This is a genomic window from Pseudomonas sp. E45-MNA-CIBAN-0222 (assembly GCF_040310405.1).
Classification (GTDB): domain Bacteria; phylum Pseudomonadota; class Gammaproteobacteria; order Pseudomonadales; family Pseudomonadaceae; genus Stutzerimonas; species Stutzerimonas stutzeri_AC.
Map to the genome: position 1 here is coordinate 12242 of NZ_JBEOPU010000019.1, position 18556 is coordinate 30797.

An 18556-nucleotide genomic window follows, 5' to 3' on the forward strand; every position below is an offset into this window, starting at 1 on the left:
CCTCCGAGAGGCGCTCGGCAGCCGTGAGGATTTCCTATGAGCAGCAACGATCGCGTCATCATCTTTGACACCACCCTGCGCGACGGCGAGCAGAGCCCCGGCGCGTCCATGACCGGTGAGGAAAAGCTGCGCATCGCCCGGGCGCTGGAGCGGCTGAAGGTGGACGTGATCGAGGCGGGCTTCGCCATCGCCAGCCCCGGCGACTTCGCCGCGGTGAAGCTGGTTGCCGACAACATCAAGGACAGCACCGTGTGCAGCCTGGCGCGCGCCGTCGATGCCGACATCGAGCGTGCCGCCGAAGCACTGGCCGGCGCCAACTCTGGGCGCATCCACACCTTTATCGCCACCAGCCCGATCCACATGCAGTACAAGCTGCGCATGCAGCCGGACCAGGTGGTCGAGCAGGCCGTGCGCGCGGTGAAGAAGGCGCGCAGCCTGTGCGCTGACGTGGAATTCTCCTGCGAAGACGCCGGCCGCTCGGAAATCGACTTCCTCTGCCGCATCATCGAGGCCGCGATCGACGCCGGCGCGCGCACCATCAACATCCCGGACACCGTCGGCTACGCCATCCCGCACCAGTACGCCGAAACCATCCGCCAGCTGCTCGAGCGCATCCCCAACGCCGACAAGGCGGTGTTCTCCGTGCATTGCCATAACGACCTCGGCCTGGCCGTGGCCAACTCGCTGGCTGCCGTTGTGGCCGGCGCACGCCAGGTGGAGTGCACCATCAACGGCCTCGGCGAGCGTGCCGGTAACGCCGCGCTGGAAGAGATCGTCATGGCGATCAAGACCCGCCAGGACCTGCTCGACGTACACACCCGCATCGAGACTGAGCACATCCTCGCGGCCTCGCGTCTGGTGTCGGGCATCACCGGCTTCCCGGTGCAGCCGAACAAGGCCATCGTCGGCGCCAACGCTTTCGCCCACGAGTCGGGCATCCATCAGGACGGCGTGCTCAAGCACCGCGAAACCTACGAGATCATGTCCGCCCAGTCGGTCGGCTGGAACGCCAACAAGATGGTCATGGGCAAGCACTCCGGCCGCGCCGCATTCCGTTCGCGCCTGGATGAGCTGGGCATCCTGCTTGAAGGCGACGAGCTGAACGCCGCGTTCGCCCGCTTCAAGGAACTGGCGGACAAGAAGCACGAAATCTTCGACGAAGACCTGCAGGCACTGGTCTCCGACACCCTGGCCGACGAAGCGCCTGAGCACTTCAAGCTGGCCAGCCTGGAAGTCGCGAGCAAGACCGGCACCATCCCCGAAGCCAAGCTGGTGCTCAGCGTCGACGGCGCCGAGCGCAGCGCTCAAGCGCAGGGCTCCGGCCCGGTGGACGCCACCTTCAAGGCTATCGAAGGGGTCGCCCAGTCGGGTGCGACCCTGCAGCTCTATTCGGTCAACGCCATTACCCAGGGCACCGATTCCCAGGGCGAAGTCACCGTGCGGCTGGAGAAGGGCGGACGCATCGTCAATGGCAACGGCGCTGATACCGATATCGTCGTCGCGTCGGCCAAGGCCTATCTCAACGCGCTGAACCTGATGCAGGTCGGCGCCAAGGCACATCCGCAGGTGGAGGGCGTTTGATCAACGAAGCCCGGCGTCGCGCCTACCTCGACGCCATGCAGGTAGCCAGTTGGCTGCCGCGTACCGAACTGCCTTTCGCTGCGCCGTCGCGGCCGGAGCTGCTGTTGCCGGTCGCGGCCGAAGCGGAGCCGGACATTGCCGTCGCACCGCCAGCCGAGGTGCCGGTGGCCGCGCCGGTAGTGGAGCGGGGACCCGCAGCACCTGTAGTCGAGCCGCCGCAGGCGCCGCGTCCGCGTATCGCCATGCCGGAACCCAAGCAGCCGGAACCGGTTGCTGCCGCGACGGAAGAACAGGCGGCCGAGCCGGCCAAGCCCATCGAGCCACCGCCGCGTTTCTCGCTGCAGCTGATGCGGGCTGGCAACGTATTGCTGGTAGTTGAACTGCCCACCGGCGAATCCTTCCAGAGCCGCGATCCGGCCTACATCCTGCTCAAGGACCTGTTGCGCGCGGCACGCCTGCCGGACAAGCCGCAGCAGGTCGGCGATGGCGAGCCGATTCGCTGGCCGCTGCTGAACAAGGGCAGCCTCGATCAGGGGGGCGAAGCCGCACGTGATTACGTGCAGGGCGTGATGGCCGCCGAGCTGGAGAACATGGGCTGCGATTGCATCTGGCTGATCGGTCGTCCGGCGCTGCGTTTCGCCGGTGAAGTGGATGTCGACGCCTGCTATCGCGAACTGGCTGTCGAAGGGCTCGGTCGCGCCCTGGCGATGCCCGGCCTGGAACAGCTGATGGAGCAGCCGGCCGCCAAGGCCGAGCTGTGGAAAACCCTGCGCCGCAGCATGCCGCGCTGGCACATAGGTTCATGAGTACGTGTGATGAGTGATGCTGTCAGCTTCCGCCCGATGACCGCGGCGGACATCGAAGCCGTGTTGAAGATCGAGTACGCCGCCTTCAGTCACCCCTGGACGCGTGGCATCTTCAACGACGCGCTGAGTGCCTACGAGTGCTGGGTGATGTTCGAGGGCGAGCAGCAGGTCGGCCACGGTGTGATCAACCTGATCCTCGACGAGGCGCACCTGCTCAATATCACCGTCAAGCCGCAGAGCCAGGGCCGCGGCCTCGGCCTGCGCCTGCTCGAGCATCTGATGGAGCGTGCCCGCGAACGCGGCGGCCGCGAATGCTTCCTCGAAGTACGTGCGAGCAACACCACGGCCTATCGGCTTTACGAGCGTTATGGCTTCAACGAAGTCGGCCGGCGGCGAGCGTACTACCCTGCGGCGGACGGCCGTGAAGATGCGCTGGTCATGGCCTGCACGTTGCTGGATTGATCGCCGGGTCGGCTGAAGGCTCAGTCATACGAGGGCTCGCTCCCTGGGAGCGGCCCAATTATCTCTACGGCGCACCCATGTCGTAGGGTGGGCTTTAGCCCAACGCCTTCGCGGGGCGTCGGTCATCTGGTGGGCTGAAGCCCACCCTACGTGTGCGCTGCTACACTGCGATGCCGCTGCCATGCGGTGGCTGATTTGGCTGCCCGGAATGGGCCAATCATCGCCACGGCGCACCCATACCGTAGAGGGCTTTAGCCCACCGCTTCGCGCGGTCTCGGTTTTTGGGTGGGCTGAAGCCCACCCTACGTATGCACTGCTGCGCGGCGGGCGCTCATGAGGGCTGATTCGGCTGCTTGGAATAGGCTAACCATCGCTACGGCGCACCCACGCCGTAGGGTGGGCTTTAGCCCACCGATTCGCGTGGTCTCGGTTATTTGGTGGGCTGATGCCCACCCTACAGGTACCTGGCGGGACGCCCCCGTTGCGGCAGCGTCCATCCGGGTTCTCGTTGCGCAGGTACCTATGGCTTGCGGCAAATGGCTCCGCTCTATTCCCCCGGCCGCTTGTCCCGTCCCGAATCCAGCGGGGCTTCGCCTTCCAGTTCTTCGTCGGACAGCACGCTGTCGTCCTCACGCAATACCGCATCGCCGCCGCCAAGTCCGGTGTCTTCGTCGCCTTTTGCGGGGCCGTCCCACGGCTTGCCGTCGAGTGGGTCTTGGCGGCCCAGCTCGGCTTCGTCGAGATCCACGTCGGCGCCGATCTCATGCTCTGAAACCACGCTCAGATCCTGGTCCGCAGGGCCGCCATGGCCGCGTTCGCTCGGCGAGCGCGCGCCATCCTCGGGGATCAGCGTTTCCGGCGCCATGTCGTCCATGGTGGTCTCGCCATCCGGGACTTCACCGGCTGTCATGCCTGCTTCGGCCGCGCGTTCGGCGGTGAACTCGTCGGCCACCTGTTCACCGGGCACTTCGTCGCCGATGCGGCCCTTGCGCTCGTCACGGCGCTGATCGAAATCGAGCTGTTCGATGGAGCCCATGCGGTCTTCGGTGTTGTCGATTTCCGTTGGGGTGTAGGGTTTTTGATCGCTCATGATCGTCTCCTGTCAGAACGTCGGTCATGCAGGTTGTGACCCGGCCGCCCTGGGAAGATTCAGGGCCGTCGGCTGGCCGATAACGCCATTCGGGTCCATCCTTTCTTGCGGCCGTAGATGCCTGAGCGTCTTGAGAAAAAGGGGACGAACCACCGCGCGTGATCCGGAGTCCTACTCTGCATGAATGATCAAAACGACCAACCTGCGCCAGAGCCTCGGCGCTACGCCTTCTTCTTCGATGTCGACGGAACGCTGGCTGAGATTCAGCCCCGACCGGAACTCGTCTTCATTCCACCGGCCACCCTCGCGGCCCTGGAACGCCTGCATGCCAGCGGCATTCCCGTCGCCGTGATCTCCGGCCGACCGCTCGCGCAGCTCGATGCGCTGCTGGCGCCCCTGCAACTTCCCGCCGCCGGCGTGCACGGTGCCGAGCGTCGTGATGCCACGGGTGAGCTGCGCAACCTGGCACTCGACAATCAGGCGCTGGAGCGCATCCAGCGTGAGTTGCAGCAGGTCTGTAACGAGCATCCAGGTCTGCACCTGGAGAACAAGAGCGTCGCCTTCGCCCTGCATTTTCGCCAGGCGCCGGAGCTGGAGGAGGTGGCCCGCACACTCGCCGAAGACTTCGCCCAGCGTTACGCCGAGGTACTGTCCCTGCAGCCCGGCAAGTGCGTGTTCGAACTCAAGCCCCGCGGCGCGAGCAAGGGCGAGGTGATCCGCGCCTTCATGCAGGAAGCGCCGTTCTCCGGCTGCACTCCCGTGTTCCTTGGCGACGATCTCACCGACGAAGCCGGCTTTGCCGCCGTCAATGCGCTCGACGGTCGGTCCATCAAGGTCGGCGACGGCCCCAGCGAGGCCCGCGAACGGGTGGCGTCGGTGGCTGCCGTCGGCAGCTGGATCGAAGCGCTGCTGAACGAACTCGGTGTACCGGCCGAACCCAGAATAAAACCCGACTAGAGCGAGATTTACTGCCATGAGCCGTTTAGTAGTGGTTTCCAACCGCGTGGCGCCAATCAAACCGGGCAAGGTAGCCGCCGGAGGGCTGGCCGTCGGTGTCTACGATGCGCTGCGCCAGGCCGGTGGCATCTGGTTCGGCTGGAGTGGCGAGATCAGCGCGACCCCGACCATCAACACCGAGGAAGTCGGCAACATCACCTATGTCACGCTGCCGCTGAACAAGCGTGACTACGACCAGTATTACCGTGGCTTCTCCAACGCCACGCTGTGGCCGATCTTTCACTACCGCATCGACCTGGCCCGCTACAGCCGCGAGGAATACGACGGCTACCGGCGGGTCAACGCCATGCTGGCCGAGAAGCTCCTACCGCTGCTCAAGCCCGACGACATTATCTGGATTCACGACTACCACTTGATTCCGTTCGCCGAAGCCTGTCGCCAGCTGGGTATCCGCAACCGTATCGGTTTCTTCCTGCACATCCCGTTTCCCGCGCCGGAAATCCTCACCGCCATCCCGCCGCACAACGAGCTGCTGAAGACCCTCTGCTACTACGACCTGATCGGCTTCCAGACCGACACCGACCGACTGGCCTTTCAGGACTACATCACCCGAGAGGTCCGCGGCGTGATCGAGCCGGACGGCAGCCTGACCGCCTACGGGCAGAACTTCCGCGCAGGGGTGTACCCGATCGGCGTGGTGCCGGACGAAATCCAGAAGCTCGCCGAAGGCTACAAGGGCCGCGCCCATCCTATGCGCCGCGCCAGCGACACCAAGCGGCAGACCATCATCTCGGTCGACCGCCTGGACTACTCCAAGGGCCTGGTCGAGCGCTTCCGCGCCTACGAAGAGTTCCTCGACCGTTATCCCAAGCACCGCAACAACGTCGAATTCCTGCAGATCGCGCCGACCTCGCGTTCCGACGTGCGCACCTATCAGCACATCCGCGAACAGCTCGAAAGCCAGGCCGGGCACCTCAACGGGCGTCTCTCCGACCTCGACTGGACGCCGCTGCACTACCTCAACAAGAGTTACGACCGCCGGGTGCTTATGGGCCTGTTCCGCACCGCCGACGTCGGCTTCGTCACCCCGCTGCGCGATGGCATGAACCTGGTCGCCAAGGAATACGTCGCCGCGCAGGACCCGGAAAACCCAGGCGTGCTGGTGCTGTCGCGCTTCGCCGGTGCGGCGCGCGAGCTGACCTCGGCGCTGATCGTCAATCCGTACGATTGCGTCGGCATGGCCGAAGCCCTTGACCGCGCGCTGAGCATGCCGCTCGCCGAACGCAAGGACCGCTACGAGCACTTGATGCGCGCCATTCGTGTCGCCGATCTGGATGCCTGGCGCGACAACTTCATGCGTGACCTGCGCTCGTTCGTCTCCCAGCCCAGCACCACGGTCATCGAGACGGAAGAACTCGTCGAGCCGGACTGATCGCCCGTGCGAGCCGGCCTTGCTTGTCAAAGGCCAGGCCGGCTCGTAAGGTGCGGGGCCGAACCATAGGGACAACATAGATGAGCGAGCTGGAACCGCTGTTCGAGAACAACGCCCGCTGGGCCGAGGCCATCAAGGAAGAAGACCCCACCTTCTTCGAGAAGCTGTCCAAGCAGCAGGCACCGGAATACCTGTGGATCGGCTGCTCCGATGCCCGCGTGCCCGCCAACGAGATCGTCGGCCTGTTGCCGGGCGATCTCTTTGTTCATCGCAACGTCGCCAATGTCGTGCTGCACACCGACCTCAACTGCCTGTCGGTCATCCAGTACGCGGTCGACGTGCTCAAGGTCAAACACATCCTCGTCACCGGCCACTACGGCTGCGGTGGCGTGCGTGCCTCCATGCGTGACGACCAGCTGGGCCTGATCGACGGCTGGCTGCGCAGCATCCGCGACCTCTACTACGAGCATCGCGTGCACCTGTCCAAGCTGGCCACAGAAGACGAGCAGGTCGACCGTCTCTGCGAGCTCAACGTCATCCAGCAGGTCGCCAACGTCAGCCACACCACCATCGTCCAGAACGCCTGGCACCGCGGCCAGCCGCTGGCCGTGCATGGCTGCATCTACGGCATCAAGGATGGCATCTGGAAGAACCTCAACGTCACCGTCAGCGGGCTCGATCAGCTGCCGTCGCAATACCGCCTGCGTCCACTGCGTAACGCCTGATGAACAGCCGTCACGCCCCGGCGTTCGCCGGTCTGCTCATCGCTGTGCTCTGCTGGAGCGGCAACGCACTGGTGGCGCGCGCCTTCTATGATCAAATTCCGCCGCTGAGCCTGTCGTTCTGGCGCTGGGTGCTGGCCACCACGCTGCTGCTGCCCTTCGTCGCGAAAGGCATCTGGACCCATCGAGCGGCCCTGCGTGCTGCCGGCTGGCGCTTGCCGGTGATCGCCGCGCTCGGCATCGCCAGCTACAACTCGCTGCTCTATACCGCCGCGCAAAGCACCGAAGCGATCAACCTGACGCTGGTGAACACCTGCCTGCCACTGGCGACCTTTATCGGGGCGGGTTTTCTGCTCGGTGAATGGCCACTGCGCCGCGCCTGGTTCGGCATGGCCGTGGCGGCGGCGGGGCTGCTCTACCTGATCAGCCGCGGCAGCTGGCAGACCTTCGCCAGCCTGTCGTTCAAGGCCGGCGACCTCATCATGCTGCTCGCCGTGCTGGTGTGGGCGCTGTACACGCTGCTGCTGCGGCGCTGGTCGAGATTCCTTACCGTGCCACCGCTGGTGCTGCTCGGCGTGCTGATGCTGCTTGGCGTGCCGCTGATCCTGCCGTTCTACCTGTACGAACTCAGCCGGGTAGGGGGCTTCGCCGCCACGCCGGCCAACCTCGGCGCCATCGGCTACACCGCCGTGTTCGCCTCGCTGATCGCCTACCTCGCCTGGAACCACGGGGTAAAAGTCGTCGGCGCCGCCAAGGCCGCCATGGCCAGCTACCTGATGCCGGTATTCACCGCGCTGCTCGGCTGGATGCTACTGGGCGAAGCGCTGCAACCCTTCCACTGGATCGGCGGCGCCCTGATCTTCGCCGGCCTGCTGCTGGCCACGCGGCCGTCTTTCCGCTAAGCCCGTAGCATTCCGAGCTAGGCGGCCGCCTGTGCGGCCCACCTGCGCGGTCCGGACCGTTCGTAACTAACCGTTTGAAAAGGATAAAAAATCTGCGGGGCCAGGGTTGACAGCCAAAACCGACCAGAGAATAATGCGCGCCACTTGGCTACATAGCTCAGTTGGTTAGAGCGCAGCATTCATAATGCTGATGTCCCAGGTTCAAGTCCCGGTGTAGCCACCAGACAAAACAAGGGGTTAGCGAAAGCTAGCCCCTTTTTTGTTTGTGCCGGTGACTACGCGCTGGCTACGGCTCGCTTTAGCAAAGGATGCTATGAAGAAGATCGCCCTATGGCTGTTCAGAACTGCAATGGTTCTAGGCGCGCTTGGGTGGACTGCCCTTGCTTTGCTAAGTACGGAATGCCTGTTCTTTCTCGGACCTGAAGACAGCCAGATCGAATGTTTTGCCGTCTCCTTCTATGTCTATCAACTCCTTTTGCTACCGGCGACCGTGTTGTCACTCGTTGCTTTCGTGTGGCTGACGAGGCGGCAGCACAATACGGCTTTGCTCTTGATCATCATCCCGTTTCTGTTCGTTAAGTTTCACTTGTTCTGATCTAGAGCGGTTAGCTTCTGCTCGAAGTGTCTGTTCTGTGCGAGCGGCGAGAGCCGCAGTGCCGATTCCAGATGATCCGGCGACAGTGCGCATAGCGCGTGGTCACTGACATGTGTCCCAGGAAACCTGATCCCTCCCTCTCGCTTAGTCGCCTTCCACTAGACATCCAAAGGCGCCTAGCCAAAGCTAGCCGCCCTTTGTCGTTCCACCTATTTGCTGTTCCGTTTACCGAGGTAAACCATGCGTGACCGTTTCGATGAGATTCGTGCCGAGCGGGATGTTCATTCCGTGGAGCCGGTTGTTTACAGCCGTGATCCCCATGCCGGGCTGTGGAAGCAGATCGCGTTGGGGATTGTTGTGGGTTATCTGGCGTTGGGTCTGATCAGTGCCGTCGGTTGGGCGGTGTTTGCGCGGTTCGCCTTGGGCGGGCTGCAGCTTGCGTTGCCGTGAAAGCTGGGGCGATAGCTGGCGAGCTGATTCGTGTGGGGGCCGCGGTATCAGCGGTCTGTGGCGGGTTCTCTTGCCGTTGACGTTACCCGTGGTGCGGCGCAGAATCGGCGCCATTTCGCGGGGAGCTATCCTCCGCTAGCGGTTTCTTTGGTGTCTGAAGGGCGTGCGATGAATACGTTGCTGTCTGCGGTCTCGGTGATCGTTTGTGTGTTGGCAATCAGTGCGGGTGTGATGCTCGATGTTCGGCACAAGCCGAGCGACGAGGCGAAGCGGGTGTATACCGCGGAGCGGGTGAACGAGATGCTGCGGCGCGGCACCAAGCAGGGCTGAGCCGACAGGCAAGGCTGAAGCGTGAAAATAGGCGGCCCGAGGGTCGCCTTTTTTATGCCTGAAAAAAGCCGGGCGCGGGGCCCGGCGAAGTCCAACGAGGAGAGGTGCTGCGGCGTGGTGCTTACCAGAGCGGCAGGCTGTAGCTGACGATAAAGCGGTTCTCGTCCAGGTCGCTGCCGAAGTTGCTGCGGGTGGTGGCGTTGCGCAGGCGCAGGCCGAGGTTCTTCAGCGGGCCGCTCTGGAACACGTAGGCGAGGTCGGTATTGCGTTCCCAGGTCTTGCCTTCGCTGGCGCCGGGGCCGCGGTCGACGTTGTCGCCGGAGAGGTAGCGGGTCATCAGGCTCAGGCCGGGGATGCCCATGGCGGCGAAGTCGTAGTCGTAGCGGACCTGCCAGGAGCGTTCGTCCTCGTTGCCGAAGTCGTTGATCTGCACCAGGTTGACCAGCGAGTTGTCGCTGCCGGCGATGTAGGCGAAGCCGGTGTCGCCGTTGAGCTGCTGGTAGCCGGCGCCGAAGGCGTGGCCGCCGAGCTTGTAGGTGAACATGGCGCCGAAGGCATCGGCGTCGACGTTGCTGCCGCCGTCGTCGGTCTGGTGCACGTAGCGCAGGTCGGTCTTGAAGCTTTGCTTGTCGCCGAGCGGCAGGACATGAACCAGGCCGAAGTTGTGCTCCTTGTAGATGCCGTCCAGCCCGCCGTAGAAGTAGCTGGTGCTGAGCTCGGGCGACCAGGCGTAGCGCGCGCCGACGAAGAGGAATTCGTCGCTGCTGGTCTGGCTGCCGAACTGGATGTTGCGGCGGCCGCCGTTGAAGGCGGTCATTTCCTCGTTATCCGAGGAGTTGCGCTGGTTGACGCGGTCGAGCTTGCCGAGGTCCAGGGTCAGGCCGTCGATCTCCTTGCTCTGCAGCCAGGCGCCGCGATAGGTCTGCGGCAGCAGGCGGCTGTCGTTGCGCATCACCACCGGCAGGATGGGTTGCAGGGTGCCGACATGCAGGGTGGTGGCGGACAGTTTGGCCTTGGCCGTCACACCGGCGGAGCCGTAGTCGTCCTGGGCGCGGTTGGGCGCTTCGCGGTCGCTCTGCAGGATGCCGGTGCCGACGCGGTCGGGGCTGGAGTCGAGCTTCACGCCGAGCAGGCCGATGGCATCCACGCCGAAGCCGATCGGGCCTTCGGTGTAGCCGGATTCCATTTTCAGCATGAAGCCCTGCGCCCACTCCTCGGCCTTGGACTGAGCAGCGCCAGACTGCCGGAAGTCGCGGTTCATATAGAAGTTGCGCAGGTCGATGCTGGCCTTGCTGTCTTCGATGAAGGCGGCGCTGGCGGGATTGGTGGCGATCACTACGGCGCCGCCGCAGAGAATGTGGCAGAGGGATTTGTGGTGCAGTCGCATGGTATTTCCTCTTGTTGTTTTGGGCCGCTCTCGGGCGGCTACAGGGCATAGAGCGAAAGGCGTGCCAGTCGTGGCGCTCGAGTGGCCACCCGCCGCGATGGCGCGTGGTAGAGCGATCTATGGGCGGTTGGCTGGGCTTGCCGCGAGGGCTGCGGTGCGTCCGTTGGACTGGACATGTATGGCGGACGGTGGTGTTCTGCGGGGTCGAGGTGTCCAGTCGGGCAGACTGGACGGCGCCGGCGGGTGAGACCGGCGCCGGATCAGATCAGCGCGTGCCCCTGCGACTCTTGACGCAGACAAAGCTCGACGCGGCGTTCACGTCGCCCTTGCCGACGTACTTCGGCCAGCCGGGGTATTCGCACAGCGGGCGGGTGCGGCCGGGCACGCCGATGCTATCGGCGACGACCTGCCGGCGCGGCGCGCGGCCCTGTTCGACCCAGTCTTCTAGCGCGGTCAGTGAATCCCAGGCGGCGTTGAACACGGTGCTGGCGGCGTGGCCGTAGCCGGGGATCTCGTAGTACCGCAGGAAGTGCTTGGTCCTGCCCGGGCCCATGTCGCGGCGCACGCGCTCGTAATACTCGGCGGTGGCGCGGGTGCTCACCAGCTGGTCGGAACTGCCGTGGGCCATGAGGATCTTGCCGCCGTTGCGGGCAAAGGCGGTGAGGTCGGTCTGGTTGACGTCCTGGCGCAGCGACAGCTCGCTGATGCGCGCCTGCCATGGGCCGGGGTTCTGCGGGTCGAGGGTCAGCGAGTTGAAGGTGGGGTTGCGCGTCACGAAGAAGCGCACCCATTCATCCCAGAACCCCGAGTGGTAGGGCGCGCCCTCGGCGAAGCCGGTGCCGTGCACGGGCATCGGATAGCTCGGCTGCAGGGTGTTGAGGCCGAGGCGGTTGACCACCAGCTGCAGGCCTTCACCCGGCCGGCCGAGGTCGGTGCCCCAGGTGTTGAAGCCGGGGTAGTGGGTTTCGCCGCCGGCCAGCCGGAAGTTGAAGCGGATCGGCGTGTTGAACACCCGCAGCGCCTGGATCTGCGCATCCGACAGGCAACGTTGCGAGGTGTCGGCACCGCCCGGGCAGCGCAGCGGTTTGCCGTTGAGCTTGGCGCGGGCCGGGTCGAACTGCGCATTGCAGGCGGCCTGATGGCTGATCACGCCGTCGCGCACGCCATCCAACTTGTCGCAGGCCTGCATCGCCGCTTCGAGCAATGCGGCGCGTTTCTCCAGGCTGGGGAAGGCACCGGGCTGGGCGAGTGCACGGGTGATGCGGCCGAACTGCAGGTCCAGCGCCAGGGCGTTATAGGCGGGGTAGAGAGCGATCACACCGTTGAAATCGGTCGGCCATTGCTGCACCACGGCCAGCGCCTCGCGACCACCGGTGGAACCACCGGCGAAATAGCTGCGCTCGGGCGCGGCGCCGTAGCGTTGTTCGATCAGGTAAACCGCGGCGTCGCGGGTTTTCTTCAGCGCGTCGTGGGCGTAGTTGGCCAGCGCTTCGTCATTCCAGGCAAAGGCGCCGGGGCTCGTCGGGTCGGCGACGTGCCCGGAGTCGCTACCGAACACCGCGTAGCCACGGCCGAGCGGCGTGGGTTGATCCAGCGGGCCGGCGGGGACGTTGCCGGCGACGTTCGGCACCGTGCCGTTGTAACCGCCGCCGCCGAACATCATCGCCTTGCGGTTCCATTGTTCGGGCAGCACCAGGCGCATGCGGATTGCCGGTGCGGCGGGATCGACCGGGCGAATCTCGGCGCTGACATCGCAATAGGCGCCGAACATCTGCGGGGCGCTGCCGCCGGCGGCCACCGGGGTCGCCGCCGTGACGCGGGCGCCGCTGGTGGGCAGGCCGATGGCCTGGGCCGGAATCTCGCGGCCGAGCAGTTCGGTGCAGGTCGCCGCCTGTACTGATTCGGCGGCAAGTAGGGCCAGCGCCAAGGGCGTCAGGCACAGCGCGCGGCGGGTAAACGGATTGCTACGGATAGGCATCATTGGGGCTTCCTTCTTGTTGTTGTCGAGCCGATGCGCCGGGTTGGGCGCATAAGCGCTCAAGCCAATGACATGCCAGCGGGCGGAAGGAGGCGAGAGCAGGCGATAGCCGGTCATCGCCGTCGGGGCGAGGGCTCTAGGGCGGGGATGCGGAAGCCGTTGGGGGAGGCAGAAAGATGTTCGGCCCCGCGGAGTTCAGGTGAAGCGATGTCCGCCGCGCCGGACACTCAGGTGGCTAGTTGTAGCGGCCGTTCAGCCCGCCGACGCTGTAGCGCCCGGCGCCGAGCAGCAAGATGGCCAGCGAGCCGAACAGGAACAGGCCCTGCAGTTCGATGGCCCAGCCGCCCATCGGCCCGATGTCGAACAGCTCGGCCCGGTGCGCCAGGGCGAGGGCGACGACCATGTTGCCCAGCATCAGCAGGGCTCCGAGGCGGGTATACAGGCCGACGATCACCAGCAGCGGGCCGACCACTTCGCCCAGGAACACGCCATAGGCGAGAAAGGCCGGCAGCCCCATGCCGGCCAGCATGCCGCCGATACCGTCCACGCCATGCAGCAGCTTGTGGATGCCATGCAGCAGCATCAGCACGCCGACTGCCAGTCTGAGAACCAGTTTGCCTGCATCGTCTGTCATCGTTGCGCGTCCCCTTGCGGCGCCGGGAATCGGCGGCCCTGCCTCCAATGTAGATCAGCCGCTGTGACATTGCCGCGTCGTCAATGACGGCCAAGCCGCGGGTTAGACCGTTCAGCGCTGGCTCAGGCCATGCTGCTGCAGCTTGCTGTAGAGGCTCGCGCGGGAGATGCCGAGTTCCATGGCGGCGCGCCGCCGGTTGCCCTTGCAGGCGGCCAGTGCGCTCTGCAAAGCGCGCCGCTCGGCCTGGGCGAGGGTCTGCGCCAGCGGTTGCAGCGGCAGTTCTTCGCTCGGCGCAGCCTCGGTCGGCAGGGCAGCGCTTGGCGCGCTTGACGCATAGGCCGGCGCATCGGCCGAGCGCGCCTGTTCGCCCAGCAGCGGCAGTAGGTGCGCGGCCTGCAGCTGCGGGCCGTCGGCGGACAGCTGCGCACGCTCCAGCAGGTTGCCCAGCTCGCGCACGTTGCCGCGCCAGGGTTGCGCGCAGAGCAGCGCCAGCGCCTCGGGGCTCAGCTCCATCGGCGGCTGCCCGGAGCGGTTGGCGATGTCGTCGAGTAGGTGCTCGACCACGGCGGGGATGTCGCTGGCGCGCTCGCGCAACGGCGGCACGCGCAGGGCGAGGACATTAAGGCGGTAGTAGAGGTCGTCGCGGAACTGGCCGGCGGCGACCTTGGCTTCCAGGTCGATATGCGTCGCGGCGATGACCCGCACGTTGAGCGTCTTGACCTGGTTGGAGCCGAGCGGCTCGACCTCCTGCTCCTGCAGCACGCGCAAGAGCTTGGCCTGCAGTGGCAGGGGCAGGTCGCCGATCTCGTCAAGGAACAGCGTGCCGCCGTTGGCTACCTCGAACTTGCCGATGCGCGCCTTGCGGTCGGCGCCGGTAAAGGCGCCCGGCGCGGTGCCGAACAGTTCGGCCTCGACCAGGCTTTCCGGAATTGCCGCGACGTTGACCGCGACGAAGGGCCCGCGCGCCCGCGGTGAGAGGTTATGGATGCCCTGGGCCAGCAGCTCCTTGCCGGTGCCGGTCTCGCCACGCAGCAGCACCGTGGCATCGAGCTGCGCGGCGCGCCGGGCCTGGCGCTTGATCTCGCTGGCGGCCGGGCTGTTACCGATGAAGCCGGCGATGGTGTAACGCACCCGGCGTGCCTTGGCCAGTTCGTTCTGGGTGGCGACCAGCTGGGTCTGCAGGCTGGTGTACTTGGACATCAGCGGCTTGAGGTGGCGAGCGCGGTCGAACAGCACGAAGCCCAGCGCGCCGACCAGGGTGCCGTCCTCGTCGCGCAGCGGAATGCGGGTGACCACGAAGTGCTCGTCGCCGAAGGCCATCAGGTCGAGCATGCTCGGCTGGCCGCTTTCCACCACCTCGCGCAGGCGGCTGGCCGGCAGCACTTCCTCGATCTCCTTGCCGAGCACGCTGGACGGATCGCGAATACCGACCTTCTCGGCGTACTTGTCGTTGATCCAGACGATGCGCGCCTGCCGGTTGACCGCGATGGTGCCCTCACACTGCGCGTTGAGGTGATCGAACAACAGAGGCATGGCCACGGCACGGAAACGTTCCGGGGATACGCCGACGATCAGGCCGTGGTTGTCGAGTGCGTCGCGGGCAATGCTCATGGGCAGTCAGGGTCCGTTCTGGAGCGGCCGATTATGGTTGGCCCCGGCTGCCACGGGCAAGGCAACCGGGACATGCTCAGGGCTGGGAATACACATCGTTCGGCAACCAGGTGGCCAGCGGTGCGAAATAGAACACCAGGGCCAGGCCGAGCAGTTGGATGAGGATATAGGGCAGCACGCCGAGGTAGACATCGCGGGTAGTGATGCCCGGTGGGCAGACGCCCTTGATGTAGAACAGCGCGAAGCCCACCGGCGGCGTGAGGAACGAGGTCTGCAGGCAGAGCGCGAAGAGAATCGCGAACCACAGCGGATCGACGCCCATGGAGAACAGCACCGGCGCCACCAGCGGCAGGATGATCAGGGTGATCTCCACCCAGTCGAGGAAGAACCCCAGCAGGAAGGTGATCGCCAGCACGGTGAGCAGCACGCCGGTCTGGCCGAACGGCAGGCCGGTGAGCGCCGCACGGATCACGTCGTCGCCACCCAGGCCGCGCAGCACGGCGGCGAATACCGTGGCGCCGATGAAGATGCCGAAGATGAAGGCGGCGGTGCGGCTGGTCTGGTACAGCGCATCCTTGAGCACCGACAGGTTCAGGCGGCGGCTGGCCGCGGCCATCAGCAACGCACCGAAGGCGCCGACCGCCGAAGCCTCGGTGGTGGTGGCGATGCCGAAGAAGATCGAGCCGAGCACGGCGAAGATCAGCGCCAGCGGCGGCACCACGGCCCAGAACACGTCGAGCAGCGCGCGGCCGTCGAGCTTGGACCGGTTGGCCGGCGCCGGCGCGAAGTCCTTCTTCAGCCAGGCGACGATCACGATGTAGAGGATGTACATCAGCGCGAGCATCATCCCCGGGATCAGCGCGCCCATGAACAGCTTGCCCACCGAGGCTTCCGACGTGCCGAGGCGGTCGGCCATCAGCACCAGCATGATGCTCGGCGGAATCAGGATGCCCAGGGTGCCCACCGAGCAGGCGGTGCCCACCGCCAGGCTCTTGTTGTAGTTGGCCTGCAGCATCGGCCCGATGGAGAGCATGCCGAGCAGCGCCACTGATGCGCCGACGATGCCGGTGGAGGCGGCGAGCAGGATGCCGACCACCACCACGGTCACCGCGTAGCCGCCGCGCAGCGGGCCGAGCACGCGCACCAGGCTGTGCATCAGGCGTTCGGCGATGCCGGAGCGGTCGAGCATGATGCCCATGAAGATGAACAGCGGCAGGGCGACCATCAGCTCGTTGGCGACGATGCCGTAGATGCGCGCGTCGAGCACGCCGATGGTGCCGTCCCAGGTGAACCAGAGATTGGCGTCGAAGTGTTCCACCAGCACATAGCCGAGCACGGCGAACAGCAGGCCGATGCCGGCCAGCGACCAGGCGACCGGGAAGCCGAGCAGCAGCAGGCCCATGAAGCTGGCGAACATGGCGATGACGAGGATTGCTTCCAGACCCATGATTGCGACTACTCCATCAGGGCTGCGAACGAGTGCGGTCGCGCTCGTCCGAGGGGGCCGTCAGGGCCCGCGGGAAATTGAACAGCAGCGTGCTGCAGCGCAGCGCGCGGGACAGCAGCGCCAGCGCCACCAGCACGAGGCCGATGGGCAGCACGCTCTTGAAGATGAAGCGGTAGGGCAGCCCACTGGGCGCCTGGGAGCGTTCGTTGTAGAGGTAGGCCTTGTAGGCGTAGGGGATCAGCGCATCGATCATCAGCACGATCACCGGCAGCGCCAGCAGAGCGATGGCCAGCAGCTCGATCCAGGCCTGGCTGCGCAGGCTGAAGCGCTCGCGCAGCACGTCGACGCGCACATGGTCGTCGCGCACCACGGCGTAGGCGAGGGCGAGCATCAGCGCGGCGCCGAACAGGTGCCAGGACAGTTCTTCCAGCGCAATGGAACCGCGCGAGAGGGCGAAGCGACTGAACACGTTGGCCAGTACCACCAGCAGAACCGCCAGCCAGAGCCAGGCGCTGGCTTGGCCGATGGCGACCAGCAGGCGGTCCAGCGGTCGCGAAATGCGGTTGTACGGCAGCGCGTCAGGCGCTGGCGCATCGGGAGAGACGGGCTTGAAGGACACGGCGACCTCGAAATCTCGACAGAGGTGAAGAACGCGGGCACGTTGCCGTGCCCGCGGGCTGCAGTACAGCTGTCAGTCGTACTTGTAGAAATCGCGCGGCAGGTAGCCCATGCCGTGCCAGATCGAATGGTGCTTCATGAACTCGCGCTGGCTGGTCAGCACGCGCTTGAACATCTCGTCCTTGGCAGCCATCTCGTCGAGCACTTCGTCGGTGACTTTCTGCAGCTCGCGCAATACCGGCTCAGGCAGCACCTGGGCCTTCACGCCCTGCTTCTGGTAGTCACGCAGGGCAGTCGGCTGTGCCCACTCGCTTTCGGCGAAGCCCTTGAGCGTGGCCGACTCGCAACCCATCTCGATCAGCGCGCGGCTTTCCGGCTTGAGCTCGTCCCAGACGTCCTTGTTCACCAGCAGGTGCGAGGTGGTCAGCGTCTGGTGCCAGCCGGGCATGATGTAGTTCTTGATGATCTGGTCCAGGCCGAGCATCTTGTCCACCGCCGGCTGCGAGAACTCGGTGGCGTCGATGGTCTTGCGCTCCAGCGCCTGATAGATCTCGCCGCCCGGCACCATGGTCACCGAGGCGCCGAGCTTTTCCAGCACCTTGCCGCCGATACCGGCGAAGCGGATGCGCAGGCCGTCGAAGTCGTCCAGCTTCTCGACGGGCTTGGCGAACCAGCCGGCGCCTTCCGGGCCGATGATGCTGCACAGCATCGGGTGGATGTTGCGCTCGGCGTAGATCTCCTCGAGCAGCTTCTTGCCGTCGCCCTGGTAGTACCAGGCCAGGTGCGCCGGCGGCTCCATGTTGAACGGCGCGCCGGAGTACAGCGGCAGGGCCGGGATGGTGCCCTGGTCGTAGCCGATCCAGGTGTAGCCGGCCGGGTACTTGCCGCTGCTCACCGCATCCATGATCTCGAACGGCGGCACCAGCTCGCCCGGCTCGTAGTAGCGCAGCTGTATATCACCGCCGGACACGGCCTTGAGCGATTCGGAAAGATGCTTGACCGGAGTGGAGAGGCCGATCAGGTGGGAAGGGAAGGCCAGCGGCACCTGCCAGCGGATCTTTTCCGCGGCGCTGGCGACGCCACTGAGCAGGCTGGCGCCGAGCAGGGTGGTCGCACCGATGGCGCAGGCGATACGGGAGAGTTTGTTCTTGGTCGACATGCAGGTTTCCTTCTTGTTGTTGTTCTGGTGCCCGAGGGCGGACGCGTAACTGCCCGTGGGTCGAGGGCGTTAACAGGCCAGAACAAGAATAGAGGCCGAGCCGATGCTGCCGATCCGGCGCCAGTCTTGTTCTTTGGTTTGTTCTGGCGTCGCAGGGCGGATTGCAGGTTCTGTGCCTATCTTGTGGGGCAGGCCGAAAAGCGGGGATCGGTTGTGGTGCGGATGAGGCGGTGGGCAGAAGGCGCGATCCTTCGATAGATGGTTATGGGCTGGCGTTGAGATGGCCGGTGGGCTGAAGCCCACCCTACGGACGTGCGGCGTTTGACGGCGCGGTGGGGCTGCGTGGTATTTGGTGCACGGCTTTCGTGGATGATATGCAAGGCGGTGCGGCGGGC

The 18556-nt window shown here is 65.5% G+C and carries 18 protein-coding genes and 1 tRNA gene; 11 read left to right on the forward strand and 8 right to left on the reverse strand.

All coding sequences use genetic code 11. The features are described from left to right. Nucleotides 1-36 precede the first annotated feature (36 nt). From AAEZ08_RS20745 to rimI, 3 genes are read left to right on the forward strand one after another with little or no spacing between them, the layout of a single operon-like run. Nucleotides 37-1581: a 2-isopropylmalate synthase gene (locus AAEZ08_RS20745; RefSeq protein ID WP_102821587.1), complete on the forward strand. Its 1545-nt coding sequence runs from the start codon at nucleotides 37-39 to the stop codon at nucleotides 1579-1581. Next, nucleotides 1578-2387: an energy transducer TonB gene (locus AAEZ08_RS20750; protein WP_500125056.1), complete on the forward strand. Its 810-nt coding sequence runs from the start codon at nucleotides 1578-1580 to the stop codon at nucleotides 2385-2387. The genes AAEZ08_RS20745 and AAEZ08_RS20750 overlap by 4 nt, the downstream gene beginning before the upstream one ends. A 9-nt stretch (nucleotides 2388-2396) precedes the next feature. Continuing rightward, nucleotides 2397-2849 (forward strand): ribosomal protein S18-alanine N-acetyltransferase, encoded by a 453-nt coding sequence (rimI, locus tag AAEZ08_RS20755; protein WP_003281964.1) that lies wholly within the window; start codon nucleotides 2397-2399, stop codon nucleotides 2847-2849. Nucleotides 2850-3396: 547 nt separating this feature from the next. Here the strand turns inward: rimI and AAEZ08_RS20760 are convergent. Continuing rightward, nucleotides 3397-3939 carry a hypothetical protein gene (locus tag AAEZ08_RS20760; protein ID WP_102821589.1) on the reverse strand — a complete coding sequence of 181 codons (543 nt, stop codon included), beginning with the start codon at nucleotides 3937-3939 and terminating at the stop codon, nucleotides 3397-3399. Between the two features lie 180 nt (nucleotides 3940-4119). Between AAEZ08_RS20760 and otsB the strand changes: the two genes are divergently transcribed. The 8 genes from otsB (at nucleotide 4120) to AAEZ08_RS20800 (ending at nucleotide 9327) form a co-directional block, all read left to right on the forward strand. Continuing rightward, complete coding sequence (otsB, locus tag AAEZ08_RS20765) at nucleotides 4120-4896, forward strand: trehalose-phosphatase (RefSeq protein ID WP_500125057.1); 777 nt, start codon at nucleotides 4120-4122, stop codon at nucleotides 4894-4896. 16 nt (nucleotides 4897-4912) lie between these two features. After that, a complete protein-coding gene (gene otsA, locus AAEZ08_RS20770) occupies nucleotides 4913-6328 on the forward strand; it encodes an alpha,alpha-trehalose-phosphate synthase (UDP-forming) (RefSeq protein ID WP_500125058.1) in 1416 nt (471 codons plus the stop codon). Nucleotides 6329-6408: 80 nt separating this feature from the next. Next, nucleotides 6409-7053, forward strand: coding sequence for a carbonate dehydratase (gene can / locus AAEZ08_RS20775; protein WP_500125059.1), 645 nt, complete (start codon nucleotides 6409-6411; stop codon nucleotides 7051-7053). Then, nucleotides 7053-7952 carry a DMT family transporter gene (locus AAEZ08_RS20780; RefSeq protein WP_500125060.1) on the forward strand — a complete coding sequence of 300 codons (900 nt, stop codon included), beginning with the start codon at nucleotides 7053-7055 and terminating at the stop codon, nucleotides 7950-7952. Before can ends, AAEZ08_RS20780 begins: the two co-directional genes overlap by 1 nt. A 146-nt stretch (nucleotides 7953-8098) precedes the next feature. Next, nucleotides 8099-8175, forward strand: a tRNA-Met gene (locus tag AAEZ08_RS20785). A 90-nt stretch (nucleotides 8176-8265) separates the two neighbouring features. Further along, nucleotides 8266-8547: a hypothetical protein gene (locus AAEZ08_RS20790; RefSeq protein WP_102821592.1), complete on the forward strand. Its 282-nt coding sequence runs from the start codon at nucleotides 8266-8268 to the stop codon at nucleotides 8545-8547. A gap of 240 nt (nucleotides 8548-8787) precedes the next feature. After that, the gene (locus AAEZ08_RS20795; RefSeq protein WP_500125061.1) at nucleotides 8788-8997 is read left to right on the forward strand and encodes a hypothetical protein; all 210 of its coding nucleotides are present in this window, start codon (nucleotides 8788-8790) and stop codon (nucleotides 8995-8997) included. Nucleotides 8998-9165: 168 nt separating this feature from the next. Beyond that, nucleotides 9166-9327 carry a hypothetical protein gene (locus AAEZ08_RS20800; RefSeq protein ID WP_181067089.1) on the forward strand — a complete coding sequence of 54 codons (162 nt, stop codon included), beginning with the start codon at nucleotides 9166-9168 and terminating at the stop codon, nucleotides 9325-9327. A 121-nt stretch (nucleotides 9328-9448) separates the two neighbouring features. Here the strand turns inward: AAEZ08_RS20800 and AAEZ08_RS20805 are convergent, their stop codons facing one another. The 7 genes from AAEZ08_RS20805 to AAEZ08_RS20835 form a co-directional block, all read right to left on the reverse strand. Beyond that, nucleotides 9449-10714 (reverse strand): OprD family porin, encoded by a 1266-nt coding sequence (locus AAEZ08_RS20805; protein ID WP_500125062.1) that lies wholly within the window; start codon nucleotides 10712-10714, stop codon nucleotides 9449-9451. Between the two features lie 265 nt (nucleotides 10715-10979). Then, the gene (locus tag AAEZ08_RS20810; RefSeq protein ID WP_500125074.1) at nucleotides 10980-12695 is read right to left on the reverse strand and encodes a tannase/feruloyl esterase family alpha/beta hydrolase; all 1716 of its coding nucleotides are present in this window, start codon (nucleotides 12693-12695) and stop codon (nucleotides 10980-10982) included. 232 nt (nucleotides 12696-12927) lie between these two features. Then, nucleotides 12928-13326, reverse strand: a complete 399-nt coding sequence (locus AAEZ08_RS20815; protein WP_500125063.1) for a DoxX family protein — start codon at nucleotides 13324-13326, stop codon at nucleotides 12928-12930. Nucleotides 13327-13437: 111 nt separating this feature from the next. Then, on the reverse strand, nucleotides 13438-14937 hold the full coding sequence (locus tag AAEZ08_RS20820; protein ID WP_500125064.1) for a sigma-54 interaction domain-containing protein: 1500 nt from the start codon (nucleotides 14935-14937) through the stop codon (nucleotides 13438-13440). Between the two features lie 76 nt (nucleotides 14938-15013). Then, nucleotides 15014-16384, reverse strand: a complete 1371-nt coding sequence (locus AAEZ08_RS20825; RefSeq protein ID WP_500125065.1) for a TRAP transporter large permease — start codon at nucleotides 16382-16384, stop codon at nucleotides 15014-15016. Between the two features lie 16 nt (nucleotides 16385-16400). Beyond that, nucleotides 16401-17003: a TRAP transporter small permease subunit gene (locus tag AAEZ08_RS20830; RefSeq protein WP_011914296.1), complete on the reverse strand. Its 603-nt coding sequence runs from the start codon at nucleotides 17001-17003 to the stop codon at nucleotides 16401-16403. A gap of 72 nt (nucleotides 17004-17075) precedes the next feature. Continuing rightward, nucleotides 17076-18161, reverse strand: a complete 1086-nt coding sequence (locus tag AAEZ08_RS20835) for a TRAP transporter substrate-binding protein (RefSeq protein WP_500125066.1) — start codon at nucleotides 18159-18161, stop codon at nucleotides 17076-17078. Between the last annotated feature and the right edge of the window lie 395 nt (nucleotides 18162-18556).

Coding starts and splice junctions, on each gene's coding strand:
- AAEZ08_RS20790 (WP_102821592.1), top strand. CDS start 8,266: ATGAAGAAGATCGCCCTATGGCTGTTCAGAACTGCAATGGTTCTAGGC.
- AAEZ08_RS20825 (WP_500125065.1), bottom strand. CDS start 16,384: ATGGGTCTGGAAGCAATCCTCGTCATCGCCATGTTCGCCAGCTTCATG.
- AAEZ08_RS20800 (WP_181067089.1), top strand. CDS start 9,166: ATGAATACGTTGCTGTCTGCGGTCTCGGTGATCGTTTGTGTGTTGGCA.
- AAEZ08_RS20760 (WP_102821589.1), bottom strand. CDS start 3,939: ATGAGCGATCAAAAACCCTACACCCCAACGGAAATCGACAACACCGAA.
- AAEZ08_RS20820 (WP_500125064.1), bottom strand. CDS start 14,937: ATGAGCATTGCCCGCGACGCACTCGACAACCACGGCCTGATCGTCGGC.
- otsB (WP_500125057.1), top strand. CDS start 4,120: ATGAATGATCAAAACGACCAACCTGCGCCAGAGCCTCGGCGCTACGCC.
- AAEZ08_RS20805 (WP_500125062.1), bottom strand. CDS start 10,714: ATGCGACTGCACCACAAATCCCTCTGCCACATTCTCTGCGGCGGCGCC.
- can (WP_500125059.1), top strand. CDS start 6,409: ATGAGCGAGCTGGAACCGCTGTTCGAGAACAACGCCCGCTGGGCCGAG.
- AAEZ08_RS20835 (WP_500125066.1), bottom strand. CDS start 18,161: ATGTCGACCAAGAACAAACTCTCCCGTATCGCCTGCGCCATCGGTGCG.
- AAEZ08_RS20780 (WP_500125060.1), top strand. CDS start 7,053: ATGAACAGCCGTCACGCCCCGGCGTTCGCCGGTCTGCTCATCGCTGTG.
- AAEZ08_RS20815 (WP_500125063.1), bottom strand. CDS start 13,326: ATGACAGACGATGCAGGCAAACTGGTTCTCAGACTGGCAGTCGGCGTG.
- rimI (WP_003281964.1), top strand. CDS start 2,397: ATGAGTGATGCTGTCAGCTTCCGCCCGATGACCGCGGCGGACATCGAA.
- AAEZ08_RS20745 (WP_102821587.1), top strand. CDS start 37: ATGAGCAGCAACGATCGCGTCATCATCTTTGACACCACCCTGCGCGAC.
- AAEZ08_RS20795 (WP_500125061.1), top strand. CDS start 8,788: ATGCGTGACCGTTTCGATGAGATTCGTGCCGAGCGGGATGTTCATTCC.
- otsA (WP_500125058.1), top strand. CDS start 4,913: ATGAGCCGTTTAGTAGTGGTTTCCAACCGCGTGGCGCCAATCAAACCG.
- AAEZ08_RS20810 (WP_500125074.1), bottom strand. CDS start 12,695: ATGATGCCTATCCGTAGCAATCCGTTTACCCGCCGCGCGCTGTGCCTG.